This is a genomic window from Pseudomonas boreofloridensis (assembly GCF_030580795.1).
GTDB classification, from domain to species: Bacteria; Pseudomonadota; Gammaproteobacteria; order Pseudomonadales; family Pseudomonadaceae; genus Aquipseudomonas; species Aquipseudomonas boreofloridensis.
Genome location: NZ_JAUQOQ010000010.1, coordinates 12,837 through 29,613, shown reverse-complemented (window position 1 = coordinate 29,613; position 16,777 = coordinate 12,837). Strand labels below are relative to the sequence as shown.

The following is a 16,777-nucleotide window of genomic DNA, read 5'->3' as shown; positions in this document are numbered from 1 at the left end:
AGCACATCCGCACAATTTCAATAATGGGTGATGCAACATGAAACTCGCTAAATCACTGTATTTCCAGATTCTCTGCGCCGTCCTGCTGGGCGTGGTGGTCGGTCATTTCTGGGCGCAGCAGGCCGTTGCGCTCAAGCCACTGGGTGATGCCTTCATCAAGTTGATCAAGATGATGATTGCCCCGGTCGTCTTCTGCACCATCGTCACCGGTATCGCCGGCATGACCGACAAGCGATCGCTGGGTCGGTTGATGAGCAAGACGCTGATGCTGTTCCTGGTGCTCACGATCATCAGCCTGATCATCGGCCTGGCAGCGGTCAATCTGCTGCGCCCCGGCGTCGGCATGAACATCGACCCGGCCACCCTGAGCACCGCGGGGCTCGATCAGTACACGGCCTCGGCGGCCAAGCTGAGCGTGGTCGATTTCTTCCTGCACATCATCCCGGACACCTTCATCGGCGCGTTCAACCATGGCGAAGTGCTGCCGGTGCTGTTCATCGCCGTGCTCAGTGGCTTCGCCTTGTCGTCAATGGGCGACAAGGGCAAGCCTGTATTACAGGTGCTGGAGTCGGCCTCGACCATGGTGTTCCGCATCTTCGGTTATCTGATGCGTTTCGCACCAGTGGGCGCCTTCGGCGCACTCGCCTTCACGGTTGGACAATACGGCGTGTCCTCCCTCGGTTCCCTGGCCAAGCTGATAGGTACGCTCTATATCGCGTGCGCGTTTTTCGTGCTGGTGGTGCTCGGTGGCCTGTGCCGGGCCTACGGCTTCAGCCTGTGGAAGCTGTTGCGCTATTTCCGAGAGGAATTCCTGGTCGTGCTCGGGACCTCCTCCACCGAACCGGTCTTGCCGCGGATGCTGGAAAAGCTGGAAAGGCTGGGCTGCAAGAAAGGCGTGGTCGGACTGGTACTGCCCACCGGCTACTCCTTCAACCTGGACGGTACAGCCATCTATCTGTCGCTGGCCGCGCTGTTCATCGCTCAGGCCTGCAACATCGATCTGACCCTCGGCCAGACCGTCACCATGCTGGCAATCATGTTGCTGTCGTCCAAGGGCGCGGCCGGGGTCACCGGAAGCGGATTCGTGGCACTGGCCTCGACCTTGACTGTCATTCATGACATCCCACTGGCAGGACTGGCGTTGTTGATCGGCATCGATCGTTTCATGTCTGAGGCACGTGCCCTGACCAGCCTGGCCAGCAATGCCGTCGCCACCGTGGTCATGTCCCTGTCGGAAAACGCCTGCGATCGCGAAACCTTGCTGCGCCACTTGAATGAGCGCCCATCGGATTCGCCCAAAACGCAGGTCGCCTGGTCTGCCGAGTCTGGGCATCAAGGCTAAACGCCTCATTCGCCTCCTGTCGCATCGAAATCCCACGGCACCTCGTTGAGAGATGCCATGGGACAGGAGGCCGTCTGCCTTGCAGATGGCCACATGACAATAAAAACAAGAGAGAAAACCATGCTCGCACTACTGGGACTGATCATGGTGGTGACCTTCACCTACCTGATCATGAGTAAACGCCTGTCGCCGATCGTTGCCCTGACCGTCGTCCCCATCGTCTTTGCGGTGATCGGAGGCTTTGCTCCCGAGCTGGGAAAAATGATGCTCGATGGCTTGAAGATGGTCGCCCCCTCAGCGGCGCTGTTGCTGTTCGCCATCCTGTTCTTCGGCCTGATGATCGATGCTGGCCTGTTCGATCCGCTGATCCGGATGATCCTCAAACGCGTCAACGGCGACCCGATCAAGATTGCCATCGGTACTGCGCTGCTGTCGTTGCTCGTGGCGCTCGACGGTGATGGCACCACCACTTACATGATCACCTGCGCAGCCATGCTGCCGCTGTACAAGCGCATCGGCATGAATCCGATGATCCTCGCCACGGTATCGATGCTGTCGCTGAGCATCATGAGTGGCATGAGCCCTTGGGGAGGACCGGCGACCCGCGCTATCGCAGCGCTCGGGCTGGATGCGACCGAATACTTCATCCCGATGCTGCCGACTGTGATCGGCGGAGCCGCCTGGGTGGTCTTCACGGCGTACCTGCTGGGCCGAGCCGAGCGCAAGCGTATCGGCAACATTGCCCTGGAGTCCGGCGGCGGGAATTGCTACATCAAGCAGATTCTCGGGGAGGCGCCGCATAAACGCCCGCGACTGGCTTATGTGAACCTGGTGTTGGTGATCGCCGTCATGACCGCACTGGTGCTGGGGGTGATGCACGCCGCGATCTTGTTCATGATCGGTTTCGTCGCCGCCCTGATGATCAACTACCCGCAACTGGAGTTGCAGAAAGAACGCATTCTGGCCCATTCGGGCAATGCCATGACTGTCGTGCTGCTGGTTTTTGCAGCCGGCATCTTCGCCGGTATCTTCTCCGGCACGAAAATGGTCGATGCGCTGGCCCAAACGCTAGTGGACTGGATTCCGGAAGCCTGGAGCCACTGGTTCCCACTCGTGGTGGCGTTGACCAGCATGCCGCTGACGTTCGTTCTCTCGAACGATGCGTACTACTTCGGCGTGGTGCCCATTCTCGCCAACGCCGCCGCTGCCTATGGCATCGATCCCATCGAAATCGCACGCGCTTCGGTACTGGGCCAACCGGTGCACCTGATGAGCCCGCTGGTGGCCTCGACCCTGCTGCTGGTCGGCATGGTGGATCGTGATATCGGCGACTTCCAGAAAGCGACCGTGAAATGGGCGGTACTGACATCACTGGTCATTACCGCGCTGGCGTTGCTCACCGGGGCACTGTCCTTCTTCGTCTGATCTGTCCAGGGCGCAGCGCGCGCCCGCTTATCCAATAACAACAAGAGAGTACCGCACATGTCCCGAATCCTTTTCCGTGGGGCCGCCTGTGGCGTGCTCTGCGGCTGGTTGCCTGTGGCCGGCGCTGCCGGTTTCATCGAAGACAGCGCGCTCAAGCTGCAATTGCGCAACGTGTATTTCAACGAAAATTTCCGTGACGAACAGGGCATGAGCCCCCGCGCGGCCGCCAACGCCAAAAGCGAGCGGGTGGAATGGGCGCAAGGTGCCCTGCTCGACTACCAGTCAGGCTTCACGCAAGGCACCGTGGGCGTCGGAGTCGATGCCTTGGGGCTCTTTGGCCTACGCCTGGATTCGGGGCGCGGTCGCAGCGGGACCGGTCTGCTACCGGTACACGAGGGTGGCCGCGCCGCCGAGGAATTCGCCAGTGCCGGGGTGACGGCCAAGCTGCGTGCAGGACAGACCGTGGTCAAACATGGCACGTTGCTACCCAAGATTCCGGTGCTGGTCTACAACGACGCACGGTTGCTGCCGCAGACCTACCAAGGCACCCAACTGACCAGCACTGACATCGAAGGGCTCACCTTGAGCGCCGGTTACCTGGATCGTTTCAAGCAGCGTGACTCGTCCAACAGCAACGGCTTGTACCTGGATGGCTATGGCGGCGGGCAATCGGGCGACTTCAAGTTTGCTGGCGCTGACTACGCCCTGAGCAAGCAACTACGCCTCAGCTATTTCCACGGCCGATTGGAAGACTTCTATCGCCAGGACTACCTGGGCCTGGTCCACACACTCCCCGTCGCCGGCGGCGCTCTGACTACCGACCTGCGCTACTTCAAGAGCCGCGACAGTGGCGCCGCTTATGGGGGCGTGATCGATAACGACCTGTTCAGCGGGCAATTGTCCTATACCCACTCCGGCCACACCGTTGGGGCCGGCTACCAGGTTCTCAATGGCGAAGCGGGCTTGCCCTATATCAGCGGGGCGACGGTCTACTCGTTTAGCAACGTCGGCATCGGCAAGTTCATCGAAGAAGACGAGAAGACCTGGATGGCCAGCTACGCCTACAATTTTGCTGCCGCAGGGGTTCCAGGGCTTACCTTCATGGCGCGCTACCTGAGCGGAGATAATGGACGCTCCGACGACGCTGAAGTCAACGAATGGGAGCGGGACATGGAGCTGGCGTATGTCGTGCAGTCCGGCCCCATCAAAGGGCTGGGCGTCAGACTGCGCAACTATGTCTACCGCTCTGACTTCGCCCGCGGACGCGACAGTAACCGGATCTACTTGACCTACGAGGTCGCGCTCTGGTGACAACACCACGAGTAATAGTCCATACAGCCCAGTGGACGCTCACGGACGACGGGATCATCGTCCTGGCCTCGTAATCCACGCTACCGCACAGCGCCCGAGGCTGGCACCCGGGCGCTCGCCCACGCGCTGAGCCGCGTTTGCCCTGACCTGCCTCCCAGCCAATACCCCGCAGCAGCGATCTTGATGATTCTCTGGAATGTCGGACAACTGAGATGATCGCGCTCGGGACACTTCGCCGCATGCCGCAACCCTTTGCTCATGGCCTGCAGACGTTTGATACGTGCATCCAGTTCATCGGCCTTGGCGACCAACTTGCTGCGATCGACCTGCCCCTCGACCAGCATGGCCCCCACCTCTTCCAAGGAAAAACCCGCCGCTTGCCCGAGCGCGATAAGTGCCAGACGGTCTATCACGTCCGCCGCAAACTGCCGCCGTTGCCCGTGACCGGCCAGCGAAGTGAGCAAGCCCTTCTTCTCGTAGTAACGCAATGTCGAAGCGGGCACGCCCGTACGCCGGGCGACGTCTGCAATGTCCATCTTTGCCTCTTGAGTTGAAGTCGACTTCAACTTGTATGCTGCGCGGCGTAAAGATCGACGTCAATCAACGAGAGGGTTTCACATGACGATCACTGCACTGTTTTTCGCAGCACTGGCGATTGGCATAGGCGCCACCGTGGTGATGGATGTGTGGAGTTTGATCTTGAAGCGGCTGGGCGTCGCCACACTCGACTTCGCGATGGTCGGCCGCTGGGCGGGGCACTTGCCGAAGAGGCGTTTCAAGCACACGGCGATTGCCAAAGCGGAGCCGGTGCGGCATGAACGATGGGTGGGCTGGGTGATTCATTACGCCGTTGGCGTGATGTTCGCGGTGGTGTTAGTGGGTGTCATGGGCACGGGTTGGTTGTTGGCACCTACGCTAGGGCCGGCGCTGGTGGTTGGGGTCGTTACAGTCGCTGCACCGCTCTGCATCCTGCAGCCGGCCATGGGGGCGGGGTTCTTCGCGTCTAAAACTCCGACGCCGTTGGTTAATTGCATCAAGAGCTTGGTCACGCACCTGGTGTTCGGGGCCGGACTTTTTCTCAGTGCCGAAGTGTTGGCAGGGTTGATACGGTAGATAAGCGTGGGGCCATAGGCGATCCAGAAGGCGTTGATGCCTGAGACAGCAAATCTGTGCTGGAAAAGGCGCATGAGCATCCTCTCGTCTGAGCGGTGCCTTTGACTGGCTCCCGGAACGCGATCCTCGCCATCGAGTGAGGTGCTAGCCGACACTCAAAAATGACGCCCAAGAGCCCTTCTAATCCTCCTCACACCGCCACCACCTCCGAGGCCCTCGCCCGCCAAGCAAAGCCCAACACCATCAACAAACCCAACCCGGCCATCGCCGCCCCCGCCAGGGAAATCGCCGGAAAACCCAACCCTGCTTTGATCACCGCGCCCCCCAGCGCCGCGCCAATTGCGTTGCCAAGGTTGAACGCGCCGATGTTCACCGCCGAGGCGAGATTAGGCGCGTCCTTGGCGGCTTCCATGACGCGCATTTGCAGCGGTGGCACCAAGGCGAAGCTGGCGATGCCCCAGATCAAAATGGCTGCGGCGGCCGGCAGCGGCCAGCGCATTAATACGGTAAACGCCAGCAGGACCAGGATAAGCACGCTCAGCGAGATGATCAGGGTGCGGTCTATCGAGCGGTCGGCGGCTTTGCCACCCCACATATTGCCCAGTGTCAGCCCTACGCCGAACAACACCAGCATGGCGGTGATGAAGGCAGAGGAGACGTGAGTTTCGCTACTGAGGATCGGTGCGATGTAGGTGAAGACGGTGAACATTGCCCCCGAGCCGACGACGGTCAGGGCCAACGCGCCCAACACCGGGGCTCGACCCATTACCCGGATTTCGGCCATGACACCGACGCTTGGCGATGCCTGGAGGTCGGGCAGGGCGAACCACAATGCGGCCATGGTCACCACGCCGAGGCCGGTGATCCCCCAGAAAGCGGTGCGCCAACCGAACAATTCGCCAAACCAGGCGGCCAGCGGCACACCACCAATGGTTGCGAGGGTGAGCCCCATGAACATGGCTGCTACTGCGCCAGCACGTTTCTCAGGGGCCACCACGCTGGCGGCGACGATGGAACCGACACCAAAGAATGCACCGTGATTCAGTGAGGTCACCACCCTGGCGATCATGAGGCTGTAGTAGTCGGTCGCCAGTGCGGACATGAGGTTGCCCAGGGTGAAAATCGCCATGAGGCCTATCAGCAGATAGCGTCGGGGAATCTTGCCGGTGGTGAGTGTCATCAGCGGCGCGCCCAGCAGCACGCCCAGGGCATAGGCGCTTACCAGCAAGCCCGCAGCCGGAATCGAAACGCCGAGGTCCGCAGCGATGCCCGGCAACATGCCCATGGGGGCGAATTCGGTCACGCCGATGCCAAAGGCACCTACGGCGAGTGCAACAAGAGGTGGATTGATACGCATGGCAGGCTCCTTATCTATGCCCGCAATGCTATTATCCGGCGCTTTATGGCGGTAGATGGCGGTTTTGGTAATCACCTTTGCCTAAGAGGCACAAATGGACTTCAACGGTAGATCAGGTGAAATGTTCGTATTCGCCACCGTGGCACAAGAAGGCAGTCTGTCTGCCGCCGGACGTGCATTGGCGCTCACGCCCTCGGCAGTCAGTCGAATCATCGCGCGTGCCGAAAAACGCCTGGGTACCCGGCTGTTGTTACGCACCACCCGGGCGATCACCTTCACCGCCGAGGGCGAAGCGTTTTTGCGCGGCGCTCGCCGCATCTTGGCCGACATGGATGAGGTGGAAGAGTCCATTGCTGACCAAGGCGTACCCAGGGGGCGATTGCGGGTCAGCGCTGCCCTTGGCCATGGACGCCTGTCCATCGTTCCGCTGGTCGCGGCCTTCAGCGAGCAATACCCGAACATCGTCGTCGATCTCACCTTGGGCGACGAAGTGGTCGACATCCTCGGCGGCCAAGCTGATGTGGCCGTACGATTTGGCCACCTGCCCGACAGCCCGCTTACCGCACGCAGGATCGGCGACACTGGTCAAGTGGTGGTGGCATCGCCCGAATACCTACAGCGCCACGGCACCCCTCAGGAACCTGAAGACCTGTTGCGGCACAACTGCCTGCGCTTCAACTTCCGGCGTGCTGAACCCAACTGGCCGTTTGCGCGCGACGGTAAGGAATTTTCCCTCAAAGTCAGCGGCAACATCGAGTGCAGCAGCGGAGAAGCGCTTGCCCAACTTGCGCGAGTCGGCGCTGGTATTGCACGTATCGGCGAGTTCACCGTCAGCGATGACCTGCGGCGGGGCGACCTTGTAGCGCTGCTGCAAGCTTGGAACCCCGGTGACCGAGAACCGATTCATGCGGTTTTCATTGGCGGCCCGACGATGCCGGCGCGGGTGCGGTTATTCGTGGATTTTCTGCTGGAGCATCATCGAATGTAGGCGAGCGCGTTGGCTGGATCGTTTCGGTGGGGGATGTTGAGGGCCTCGAGTAGCGGGGACTTGCTGACTGGCGCAATCGGGAGTCGTTGCGTGAGGGATGAAGCTTACACATCAGAGGCTGGGATGGGTGGCTACTTTGGGCCTAGAGCAGTCACAAGGATCTTGCGGCTATTCAGCGGCCTATGGCCGGTACGCTCGGCTCTAGGTAGACAATCGAATGCCGTAGCTCAGAAGAAATTGATGCTGCTTACCATCGCACCAGAGGAGTGCCAACGCATCGGAAAGAAGCTAGCATTGAAACTCGACATTACGAATGACCTCCCCGCACAAGACTTCAATGGCATCTTGGCCAAGGCGCTCCTGCATAGTCACCCTCGCATTTGAAGAGAGGTCAGCGCGCAGCCTAATGACCTCATGAATCGGAAAACTAAGCCCGTGAGCTGACCGCCAGTGGGTCGTGGGAGCGAAAAAACCGGCCAGAAGGCCGGTTTAGAAGGTTTCCAAAGCATTCAGCGGAATGCAGTGGAGCTGGATGTGGTGCCGGAGACAGACGGACTGTTGTTGGCTGTGAAGGCCCGGTACTCTAGGGAGTGGAATTTGGTGGATTTTTTGATGTACCTCATAGGGTATCTATAAATAGATCAGCTAGTGTTCTGTCTCCGATAAAACGTTCTCTTTGTTCTCGCGTGCCATGGCCTCTCGGGCACCCTGGATCTTGCGCAAGATGTCTTCACCTTTCGCGCTCCAGACGTACCGGCAGGGCTGAGCGTTGTGCAACGCTAAAAACGTGGTAATGGAGCTGGCCAGTTCACGTGTGGAACTGAAGCTGCCGTCGCGCAGGTAAACGGTGATATCCCGGAAGAAGCGCTCGACCATGTTCATCCAGGAACTTGAGGTCGGGGTGAAATGCAGGTGGAATCGTGGATGCCGCCTGAGCCATTCCTTGACCACGGGATGCTTGTGAGTGGCGTAGTTATCCACGATCAAATGCAATTGCAGACCTTTGGGTGTTTCTCGGTTGATCTTTTTCAGGAAGGCCAGCCACTCCTGATGCCGATGCTGGGTTTCGATGCTGCTGATCAGCCGACCTTGCAGATAGTCCATGGCGGCGAACAACGTTAGCGTGCCGTGGCGGACATAGTCATGGGTTTGCGTGCGAATGTGGCCGATGCCCAATGGCAAGCCTGGTTGCGTGCGTTGCAGGGCTTGAACCTGGCTCTTTTCATCGCAGCAGAGCACCAACGCCTTATCCGGTGGCGCCAGGTACAGGCCGATCACGTCCCAGAATTTTTCTTCGAACTGAGGATCGTTGGACAGCTTGAAGGTGCGGGTGAGGTGCGGCTTGATGCCGTTGGCAGCCCAGATCCGCTGAACGCTGGCGGGAGAAATACCCGCGACACGCGCCATGCTACGGCAGCTCCAGCGTGGCTGACCGATGCGCGGTTGAGTGACCTGCTCAAGTGTTCGCTTCAAGGCCTCGGCAGGCAATGAAGGCTTGCGGCCTCGCCCCGGCAAATCTACCAGACCCTGAAGACGCAGTGCTTGAAACCGCTCGCACCAGCGGGTGAAGGAAACTACGGAGAGGCCTGTCAGCTCAGCGATTTCATTACGTGAATGACCTTGAGAGGCCAGCAAGATTACACGTGCTCGACGACCATCGCGTTAGCTGATGGTGACAGACCGAACTCGTCGGTTTAGCTCAACTTGCTCGTCGACACTTAGCACGATGTCTTGAGAATTCATAGCTCCACCCCGCGTCCCGTCTGACTAAGGAAGCGTAACTCAAATGGGACATTTATTTTTGAGACAGGACGCTATTTATGGCTTTCTGTGGAATCGAACTGGGTATTTAGAGATCCACTCGCCGAATCTCTTATAGATGATGGATTGTGCTGACGACAAGATTTTTTGAGGACGTCTCTTTGAAAAGCGAGACCAGTTAATTTTATTGTCCTACATGGTAAACTGCAGAAATCAGAAAAAGGGGGTAATTTTTATCCTAGAAGGCTTGGGTCAATTGAAACACAATTGCACCACATACATTAGCGCTATGCAAATTGGCGATTATAAGCTTTAGGATCCAATCACCTAGATATAACATTACGATAGCCCCGATTACAGATTCACCTTAATGCTCGCGTCCTTGCCAACTAGTCGTGACTTTTAGCCGTCTTTGGGTCATTTTAGCCGCATCCTAATTTTTAATCTGGCTTATTAACATAAATGATCCAACAGATCGCCATCCCTATCGAACGCTCATCAAAGTACTGGTACACTAGCCACAACGAACAAGGACTGGACGATGAAATCTATATTCCCCGAATTTAAGACACTAACCGAAAAAGAGTATCAAGATGCTTGGAAGCGTGGGCTTTTAGTTTTCGACACTAATGTACTGCTGAATTTCTACAGATATCAGGCGGCCACACGCGACGAGTTAATTAACGTACTAAAATCTCTTTCAAAGCGAATATGGATTCCTCATCACGTAGCTCTTGAATTCTATAGAAACCGCTCCGGAGTAATCTTTGAGCAGTTTTCAAAGTACAAGCAGGTACGTGAAATTGTCAGCACGTCTGTTGAAGACTTGCATAACAGAATTGCAAATCTAAATCTTAGAAAACGTCATTCTTCGATCAAAACGGATGACCTTCAAAGCAAAATAAATGAGGCGATGACAGGGTTTCTTGACGAACTCAAAGCATTAGAGGAAGCAAACCAGCCGCCAACTTCTCTGGACTTCATAAAAGACACAATAGAGCAACTATTCGAAGGACGTGTAGGAGCTAGCCCAACTGAACAAAAAGAAATAGACAGCATATATAAGCTTGCTCAAGCTCGATATGATTTGAAAATCCCTCCGGGGTACAAAGACAAGGAAAAAGACAAGGGGCAGACCGACGAGTATCTTCACAACGGAATATTTTACAAGAGAAAATATGGAGATTACCTGGTATGGAGGCAGATGCTGGAATACGCCAAGTCAGCAGATGCAAACTGGCTGATCTATATTACTGATGATAGAAAAGAGGACTGGTGGTTAAAAGGGGACTCAAACAAAGTTCTCGGCCCTAGACCAGAACTAATAAATGAGGCCATATCTATGGCCGGCGTGCGACATTTTTTAATGTACTCACCCGAACAATTTTTATCCCATGCTAAGCAAATGCTCAAGGCCAGTGTATCCGACGAAACACTTACAGAAGTAAGGGATATATCTGACAACTTCATAAAGCCCTCTAGAGTTGGCATGGATGAGCTACACGCAAGCGCAAAGGCAGCAGTCGAAAACTGGGTTGCCGCTACTTACCCCTATGAAGTTTTAAGCGGCTATCGTGAGCCGGACTTTGTTATATACAAAAATGACAAAAACATAGGCATCATTGTCGAACCGCTACCAAGCAAGAGCTTGGTCGCTCAGATAAACCGTCGCTTACCGCTACTCCAGTCGCAAGCTAATTACCAGCTATCGAAACACAAGCTTGATGCAGCGATTGTTGTTTATACTTGCTTGAACGAGCTAGATATTGAAGAAACCACCAGGCAGATGAGAAAATTTCATTCTATTTCTTCGCATGCATCCACAGGCATTATAGTCGGCCATTTCAACCCTGACTCTCATCAGTTCTTCCCTAAAGAGTGGATTGTATACGACGACTTAATGGATATTGGGGTAAGCTCACCAGATTATGACCTAGCCGACAGCCTCGAATAAAGTATAGCTCTGACCCTCACAACATTACGATCAGGCTCCCCGCTGAAAATACAGGGGGGCCGAATAGATTCGATGCTTTCCTTAACAGTACTCAGTACTTATTAGTCCCCCTAGATTTGAGCAAGTCATTTAGAATGCCGTGATTCTATCACCGCTACAGGCCCAAGAATTAACGTGACTAGAAATCTCATTCCACAACTTGTCAATTTCAGACGGGAGAGATGAAATGCTTCTCGCCACTTCGCGAAACTGCCCATTTGCAATTGTCGAATCCAGATATTCAGCAACAGTTCTTGCCGTTTTATCGGGCATTTTATCTAAAACAATACATCCAGGAGCACAATTACCACCATTCCATGTTAGGCAGCCCTGCTGCTTGGGGGTAAACACCGACTTCCGCTGATACCAGTACGATCCTTTTGCGCCGGAATTCACGAAACCTGTGCAATCCTTCCCTATCTTCAAAGGTATATACGGCCAAAAGTCTTGTTTTTGCAAGATTTCAATCTCTTGCAAATAAACCGACTGATTGAGCTCCTGCTTAGTAGACTTCGTGATTAGGCTCAAAGGAATAAGATTCTCAACTGAATAGCAGTTAAGTATCACTGGATAGCAGTGAGGCATTGGGGAATTTGTATACTGCTGCAGTATTGGCGTAGCGGTATTCGTACCGAGACTTGCTCCCTCATACTCTAGATCACCATCGACTATACATAGACTCAAGCGTTTCTCACTAGAGTTGATACCAAATTGCCTCGGCGTCTGGCTACCGCCCCCTGAAACAAAGTGCGCATTTAGCCTCAAGTTTTGCAAAAATGGAGAGTTGCTATTCTTGATTTTTGCTATATTTTGAAAAATCGCACAGTCAGTAATATTTTCAGCTAAAAGCACGGTCGACTCAAGAAAATCTCCACTCGCGAAATTATCAATAGAAATTTCTATGATGGTTTTCCCATTTGCCACGACCGTTCTTATTGTTCCTGGTGCTGCAACAACATTAACATAAGTTGTCATTGCCTCAAAAATTGATTTCTTGAACCTTTGCAGCGATTTAATTTTTCTAATTGTAAGCTTTGTTGCCCCACTGATATCTGGTAAGGCTTCAATTTTTTCTAGCAGTGACGGTTTACAGTAGATTAAATGCTTCCCAAGCCTACGTGCTCTGAATAATTCATCAATGCAAATAGTAAAATTGGCCGGTAACATTTGCTGATCAATCAGAGACATGATGGTTTCGTCAATTCGAAAGAACATCACAAAGCCTCGCTGTCAAAAAAACCGACAGGCCAGTCGGAAAGATAACCTTCCTTATCGAAGGTTGACTCCCTGACAATCGTAGAACCTTCAAGATTCTCTTGATCGAAAAGATAAATCCCCACATCTTCAGCCGCTAGAGTGCCCTTTTCAATCGACTTACCTAGATGATTAATTATAACTTCACTGTGCGTCTCTATAGCTATCTTGAAATTTGATTCTGGATACTCATTGATCAAGGATGTAAAAAGGTCAGCCAATTTCGCTTGCATTCTTGGGTGAAGATGAAGTTCTGGCTGCTCAATTGCAAAAAACCTAGTATAATGAGCGTAATTCTTCTTCCTAGTCATTGTCCAAAGCTGAGCAATAATTGGAAGAACTTGAGAGTAGCCAAACCCTGTGTCTGCAAGATTGACTTTTTCTTTACCCCCTCGCTCGCTTAACACGATGGAAACGTGCCCCTCAGATAACTTTGCTCGGACCTCAAACCCCATGGTTTTACCTGTCCATTTTGCAAAACCTTCAGACTCTTCTGCTGAGAGATTTTTTAAAAACATTGCCAGGTTATTCCCCTGCGGATCAATTTCATCCACCGCAAGCCCTTGAATCCTATAATATCGCTCAGCTGTCGCACGCAATGGTGTAATATATTGTATCCCATGACAGGTGCGAGAAAGGAACTCCGCTATCCCTTCAAAAATCTCACAGAAATGCTTTGCAATTAGTAACTCTGTTATCTTCTGAACATCTTCCGACTCAGCTATCCAGCTAGTTGTCTTATATTTCCAATGCGTACCAAAGTCTAGAAACTTAAGCTGTTCAAGAACCAATTCCGGACTAGCCGGATAAAGTCGAGAAGCTGTGGCACCAATATTTTCGTCTTGCTTATTTTTATGAGTGTGCTTCTTCACAACATCTACAATGTTCTTATGAAGCTGAATCCGGAGTTCCGGGCGATTAGTCTCGATAATATTAGGCAACAGATTAAAGCTTCTAAACAGCAAATAATTGCTTGTTATCGAAGTATAATCTTCGCCATTAATTAGAAAGTTGGTAATCTTTAATTTTTCATTTATTGCAAGAGTTATATCACTATCAAATATTTTAATACTATATTCAGTTGATAGCGGACTGTTTATGCCTGACTTCTCGGGGCGTATCGACACTCCTAGTTCAACATGAGTATTCCCGTCCGCAATTCTGTGACGATACCTACTCTGCCGTAACAACGCTCTATTATTTATGCTTAACTCGAACCAGAACTCAATTGCACGCTTTTCCGCGTTACGTGATATCGCCTCGTCAAAAGATCCAAAATCGACAAGCGGGCCATACCATAGTATCTCAGACAGCGTTTTAACTTGAGCACTTTGCTTCAACAATGGAAGTGTTCTGATGAATGAGCTTTTCCCAGAGCTGTTTTGGCCAAGGAATACATTGATTTTTTTGAACTTTATTTTACCAGTATCATTCAAGCTTCTGAGGTTTTTGATTCTTAGGCTTTCCATGTGCCCTTCCGAACGGCTGTTTTTTGGCAGATGACTAAGCTTATATTCAATGATGCCGAAATGCCATACCCTTGATCAGTTATGGATAGCCGTATGCCATTCGTGCGAGATCCGGCAATCAATGCGAAGTCCGCGGTACCAAAAAACGTAAAGTTACCGTATATCGAGTGTTTTTTTGCCGAACCTTCTGTAATGACGGACATTGCGGCTCCTCCTAGGCACGTGGAAAGGCTATTTCGGTCAGTCGAACGATTCACGCCCGCCCTCCTTCAGCTGTTGAATACCCATGACCTCCCCAAACGACGAGCAAGCAGCCAACCAGTCAGTACGTAGTAATAGCGTCTAGACGATGGTGAACATACAACGCTACATGCTGCTCTGCCAGAGGCGTCTGTCGCTGCCAGCGGTGTGAGATTTCAGTTTGGATGATTGTTGCCTGCCGTAAATGGCGGTGTTGCGTGGCACGCGATCCGGTCAGCACGCCAGCCAAGAACAACTCCATATCGAAGGGCTTGCTCATGTCCGTCCTCCAACGTAGGCAGCAACCACATCGATCCGGCCGTGCCCAAGCTCGTAGCTGATCTGCCTTCGGGCCTCACGATCAAAGCACCAATCCGTCTGGCGACAGGCACCGCCGCTGATAGGCGAGCGACTCTGGGTGATCTGCTCATAACACTCGCACGCGTACACCGCTCGTAGCTCATGGAAATCTTTAAGATTGTGTGCATGGAGGGTGTCCCGCGCAGGACGGATGATTTCTTCCAGAAGATGTAGGTAACTTTCGTGTGGCGCAATCGGGTTGCGGCTACCCTCAGGTGACACCTTCTGTGCAAATTCAAGTGCATCACAAAAATGGTCATCCACCGTAATCCAACGCGGGGCAGAGGCACTGGAGCGACCGTCTTTGGGGCCGTTCTAGATGTTGATCCTGCCTAGGTCGTTAGCCTCACGACTTAGGGATTCTCCGATCAAGTCAGCACAGGCCACATGACCTGTGCTGAAATAGCCCTCCGTCCAACTGCCCTCTACAAGCCCGCCATTCCATGAGTCAGATGAGCTTTTCCGATTTCGAGTACGCCGGTAAGCGCAAGCAAACCCGTCGCGAGCGTTTCCTGGCCGAGATGGAGCAGGTGGTTCCGTGGAGCGGGTTAGTGGCGTTGATCGAGCCTCACTACCCAAAGGCTGGCGGTGGCCGCAAGCCGTATCCACTGGAAACCATGCTGCGCATTCACTTGCTGCAGAACTGGTTCCCGTTGAGCGACCCAGCCATGGAAGAGGCGCTGTACGAGATCACTTCGATGCGCCAGTTTGCTCGTCTGACGCTCAGCGCTCCGATCCCCGAAGACACGACGATCAAGAATTTCCGGCACCTGCTGGAGAAGCACCAACTGGCGGCGGGCATTCTGGAAACCATCAACAATTACCTGCGACCAGGGCACCATTGTCGATGCCACCATCATTCACGCGCCCAGTTCGACCAAGAACAGGGACGGCAAGCGCGATCCCGAGATGCATCAGACGAAGAAAGGCAACCAGTACTTCTTTGGCATGAAGGCGCATATCGGTGCCGATGCTGAATCGGGCCTGGTGCACCACGTCCACGGCACAGCGGCGAATGTGGCTGATGTAACGGAGGTCGCTCACCTGCTGCATGGCGACGAAAATGTAATCTGTGCCGATGCGGGTTATACCGGCGTAGAGAAGCGACCGGAGCATGAAGGGCGGCCGGTGATCTGGCAGGTCGCAGCCCGCCGCAGTACCTACAAGCACTTGAGCAAACGCAGCGTGCTCTACAAAGCCAGACGCAAGATCGAGAAGGTCAAAGCGCAAACGCGAGCGAAAGTCGAACATCCATTTCGTGTGATCAAGCGTCAGTTCGGCTATGTGAAAACCCGCTTCCGTGGCTTGGCCAAGAACACGGCGCAACTGACCACACTGTTTGCCCTGTCGAATCTGTGGATGGTGCGCCGGCAATTATTGCCTGCTGCGGGAGAGATGCGCCCGTGAGGGCAGAAAACCAAGGCTTTGCCTTGGTTATCCAATAATCAGCGACTGAAAATCGGGCTTGTCGGCATCGCTCAGCCGCCCACTTCCGGCTGATGAGCAACTTGTTCGGAGTTTCCTTAGCCGTGGCAGGTCATCCAAGATGGCCTTGCGCAAGCGCATGCCGGTGGCTCGCGCCAACCGAACAATCGCGGCAGCCCGCAGATGATGATGGCGGCAAAGCATCTCGACGATCTGCTTAACTTTAGTGCGGTCTTGGCCCTGAGGCACCAACTGTCGAACCCCGATGCGCTGCATACCCAAAGCCTTGCTCGGACTTGGCAATTTCACAAACTGATCACCGCGAAGCGCCGCCATGGTCCTGTTAACGCTGGATAGGCGGTTTTGTGCGGTGCTGACGGCGAGATCACCGCGCCTAACCATGTCGCGCAGATACGCCGCGTAGTCTGCCAACACCTTTCGATCAATCTGCCGCGCATCATTGATACCGGGCCCCTTTTCGGAGCGGCACCACCTCACGAATGCCTGCCACCGATCACAGTGCGCCTTGACCGTGCCGTAATGGCCTCCGCCACACATATCTTTTAGCGCTTGCGGCCCTGCGTAGCTTAACTGCCTGCCGTAACCGAAATTGCGGCCATCGCGTCTACCCACCAACGCCATGTCGATCACCTCATCTTCTGCTCTCAAATCCTCGCCCCACGTCATCCCGCCAAGAATGCTGAGTGTTATCAGGGATCAAGGCCCCCGCGACCTGTGG

At 54.1% G+C, this 16,777-nt stretch carries 10 protein-coding genes and 5 pseudogenes; 7 read left to right on the top strand and 8 right to left on the bottom strand.

The features are described 5' to 3' along the window. Positions 1 to 37: 37 nt before the first annotated feature. The 3 genes from Q6A47_RS13665 to Q6A47_RS13655 all read left to right on the top strand — a co-directional run bounded on the left by Q6A47_RS13665 (position 38) and on the right by Q6A47_RS13655 (position 4,078). Positions 38 to 1,342 (top strand): dicarboxylate/amino acid:cation symporter, encoded by a 1,305-nt coding sequence (locus Q6A47_RS13665; RefSeq protein ID WP_304484562.1) that lies wholly within the window; start codon positions 38 to 40, stop codon positions 1,340 to 1,342. 120 nt (positions 1,343 to 1,462) lie between these two features. After that, on the top strand, positions 1,463 to 2,767 hold the full coding sequence (locus tag Q6A47_RS13660; RefSeq protein WP_039580104.1) for a CitMHS family transporter: 1,305 nt from the start codon (positions 1,463 to 1,465) through the stop codon (positions 2,765 to 2,767). 57 nt (positions 2,768 to 2,824) lie between these two features. Next, complete coding sequence (locus tag Q6A47_RS13655) at positions 2,825 to 4,078, top strand: OprD family porin (RefSeq protein WP_304484561.1); 1,254 nt, start codon at positions 2,825 to 2,827, stop codon at positions 4,076 to 4,078. Positions 4,079 to 4,158: 80 nt separating this feature from the next. On the opposite strand, the gene Q6A47_RS13650 is transcribed toward Q6A47_RS13655, so the two are convergent. Further along, a complete protein-coding gene (locus Q6A47_RS13650) occupies positions 4,159 to 4,614 on the bottom strand; it encodes a helix-turn-helix domain-containing protein (protein WP_304484560.1) in 456 nt (151 codons plus the stop codon). An 82-nt stretch (positions 4,615 to 4,696) separates the two neighbouring features. Here Q6A47_RS13650 and Q6A47_RS13645 point away from each other — a divergent pair, with 82 nt between their 5' ends. Continuing rightward, a complete protein-coding gene (locus tag Q6A47_RS13645) occupies positions 4,697 to 5,191 on the top strand; it encodes a DUF2938 domain-containing protein (RefSeq protein WP_304484559.1) in 495 nt (164 codons plus the stop codon). A gap of 190 nt (positions 5,192 to 5,381) precedes the next feature. On the opposite strand, the gene Q6A47_RS13640 is transcribed toward Q6A47_RS13645, so the two are convergent. Further along, complete coding sequence (locus Q6A47_RS13640) at positions 5,382 to 6,548, bottom strand: MFS transporter (protein ID WP_304484558.1); 1,167 nt, start codon at positions 6,546 to 6,548, stop codon at positions 5,382 to 5,384. 94 nt (positions 6,549 to 6,642) lie between these two features. On the opposite strand from Q6A47_RS13640, the gene Q6A47_RS13635 reads away from it, so the two are divergent. Continuing rightward, positions 6,643 to 7,536, top strand: a complete 894-nt coding sequence (locus Q6A47_RS13635) for a LysR family transcriptional regulator (RefSeq protein ID WP_304484557.1) — start codon at positions 6,643 to 6,645, stop codon at positions 7,534 to 7,536. A 645-nt stretch (positions 7,537 to 8,181) separates the two neighbouring features. Here the strand turns inward: Q6A47_RS13635 and Q6A47_RS13630 are convergent. Beyond that, positions 8,182 to 9,279 (bottom strand): annotated as a pseudogene (locus Q6A47_RS13630) (IS630 family transposase). A 559-nt stretch (positions 9,280 to 9,838) separates the two neighbouring features. On the opposite strand from Q6A47_RS13630, the gene Q6A47_RS13625 reads away from it, so the two are divergent. Beyond that, positions 9,839 to 11,251, top strand: coding sequence for a PIN-like domain-containing protein (locus Q6A47_RS13625; RefSeq protein WP_304484556.1), 1,413 nt, complete (start codon positions 9,839 to 9,841; stop codon positions 11,249 to 11,251). A 129-nt stretch (positions 11,252 to 11,380) separates the two neighbouring features. On the opposite strand, the gene Q6A47_RS13620 is transcribed toward Q6A47_RS13625, so the two are convergent. The 4 genes and pseudogenes from Q6A47_RS13620 to Q6A47_RS13605 form a co-directional block, all read right to left on the bottom strand. Then, entirely contained in the window at positions 11,381 to 12,478 is a 1,098-nt protein-coding gene (locus Q6A47_RS13620) for a hypothetical protein (protein ID WP_304484555.1), read from the bottom strand. A gap of 26 nt (positions 12,479 to 12,504) precedes the next feature. Next, on the bottom strand, positions 12,505 to 14,013 hold the full coding sequence (locus tag Q6A47_RS13615; protein ID WP_304484554.1) for an AAA family ATPase: 1,509 nt from the start codon (positions 14,011 to 14,013) through the stop codon (positions 12,505 to 12,507). A gap of 269 nt (positions 14,014 to 14,282) precedes the next feature. Further along, a pseudogene (locus Q6A47_RS13610) lies at positions 14,283 to 14,533 on the bottom strand (hypothetical protein). Next, positions 14,530 to 14,970 (bottom strand): annotated as a pseudogene (locus tag Q6A47_RS13605) (integrase domain-containing protein); the annotation flags it as partial. The pseudogenes Q6A47_RS13610 and Q6A47_RS13605, both read right to left, overlap by 4 nt. An 86-nt stretch (positions 14,971 to 15,056) precedes the next feature. On the opposite strand from Q6A47_RS13605, the pseudogene Q6A47_RS13600 reads away from it, so the two are divergent. Continuing rightward, positions 15,057 to 16,020: pseudogene (locus Q6A47_RS13600) on the top strand (IS5 family transposase). A gap of 111 nt (positions 16,021 to 16,131) precedes the next feature. Here Q6A47_RS13600 and Q6A47_RS13595 read toward each other — a convergent pair. Next, positions 16,132 to 16,680 (bottom strand): annotated as a pseudogene (locus Q6A47_RS13595) (site-specific integrase); the annotation flags it as partial. Between the last annotated feature and the right edge of the window lie 97 nt (positions 16,681 to 16,777).

What these genes read in the sequence shown, in the direction of transcription:
- Q6A47_RS13655 (WP_304484561.1), top strand. Translation starts at nt 2,825, where the DNA reads ATGTCCCGAATCCTTTTCCGTGGGGCCGCCTGTGGCGTGCTCTGCGGC.
- Q6A47_RS13660 (WP_039580104.1), top strand. Translation starts at nt 1,463, where the DNA reads ATGCTCGCACTACTGGGACTGATCATGGTGGTGACCTTCACCTACCTG.
- Q6A47_RS13615 (WP_304484554.1), bottom strand. Translation starts at nt 14,013, where the DNA reads ATGGAAAGCCTAAGAATCAAAAACCTCAGAAGCTTGAATGATACTGGT.
- Q6A47_RS13635 (WP_304484557.1), top strand. Translation starts at nt 6,643, where the DNA reads ATGGACTTCAACGGTAGATCAGGTGAAATGTTCGTATTCGCCACCGTG.
- Q6A47_RS13645 (WP_304484559.1), top strand. Translation starts at nt 4,697, where the DNA reads ATGACGATCACTGCACTGTTTTTCGCAGCACTGGCGATTGGCATAGGC.
- Q6A47_RS13640 (WP_304484558.1), bottom strand. Translation starts at nt 6,548, where the DNA reads ATGCGTATCAATCCACCTCTTGTTGCACTCGCCGTAGGTGCCTTTGGC.
- Q6A47_RS13625 (WP_304484556.1), top strand. Translation starts at nt 9,839, where the DNA reads ATGAAATCTATATTCCCCGAATTTAAGACACTAACCGAAAAAGAGTAT.
- Q6A47_RS13665 (WP_304484562.1), top strand. Translation starts at nt 38, where the DNA reads ATGAAACTCGCTAAATCACTGTATTTCCAGATTCTCTGCGCCGTCCTG.
- Q6A47_RS13650 (WP_304484560.1), bottom strand. Translation starts at nt 4,614, where the DNA reads ATGGACATTGCAGACGTCGCCCGGCGTACGGGCGTGCCCGCTTCGACA.
- Q6A47_RS13620 (WP_304484555.1), bottom strand. Translation starts at nt 12,478, where the DNA reads ATGTCTCTGATTGATCAGCAAATGTTACCGGCCAATTTTACTATTTGC.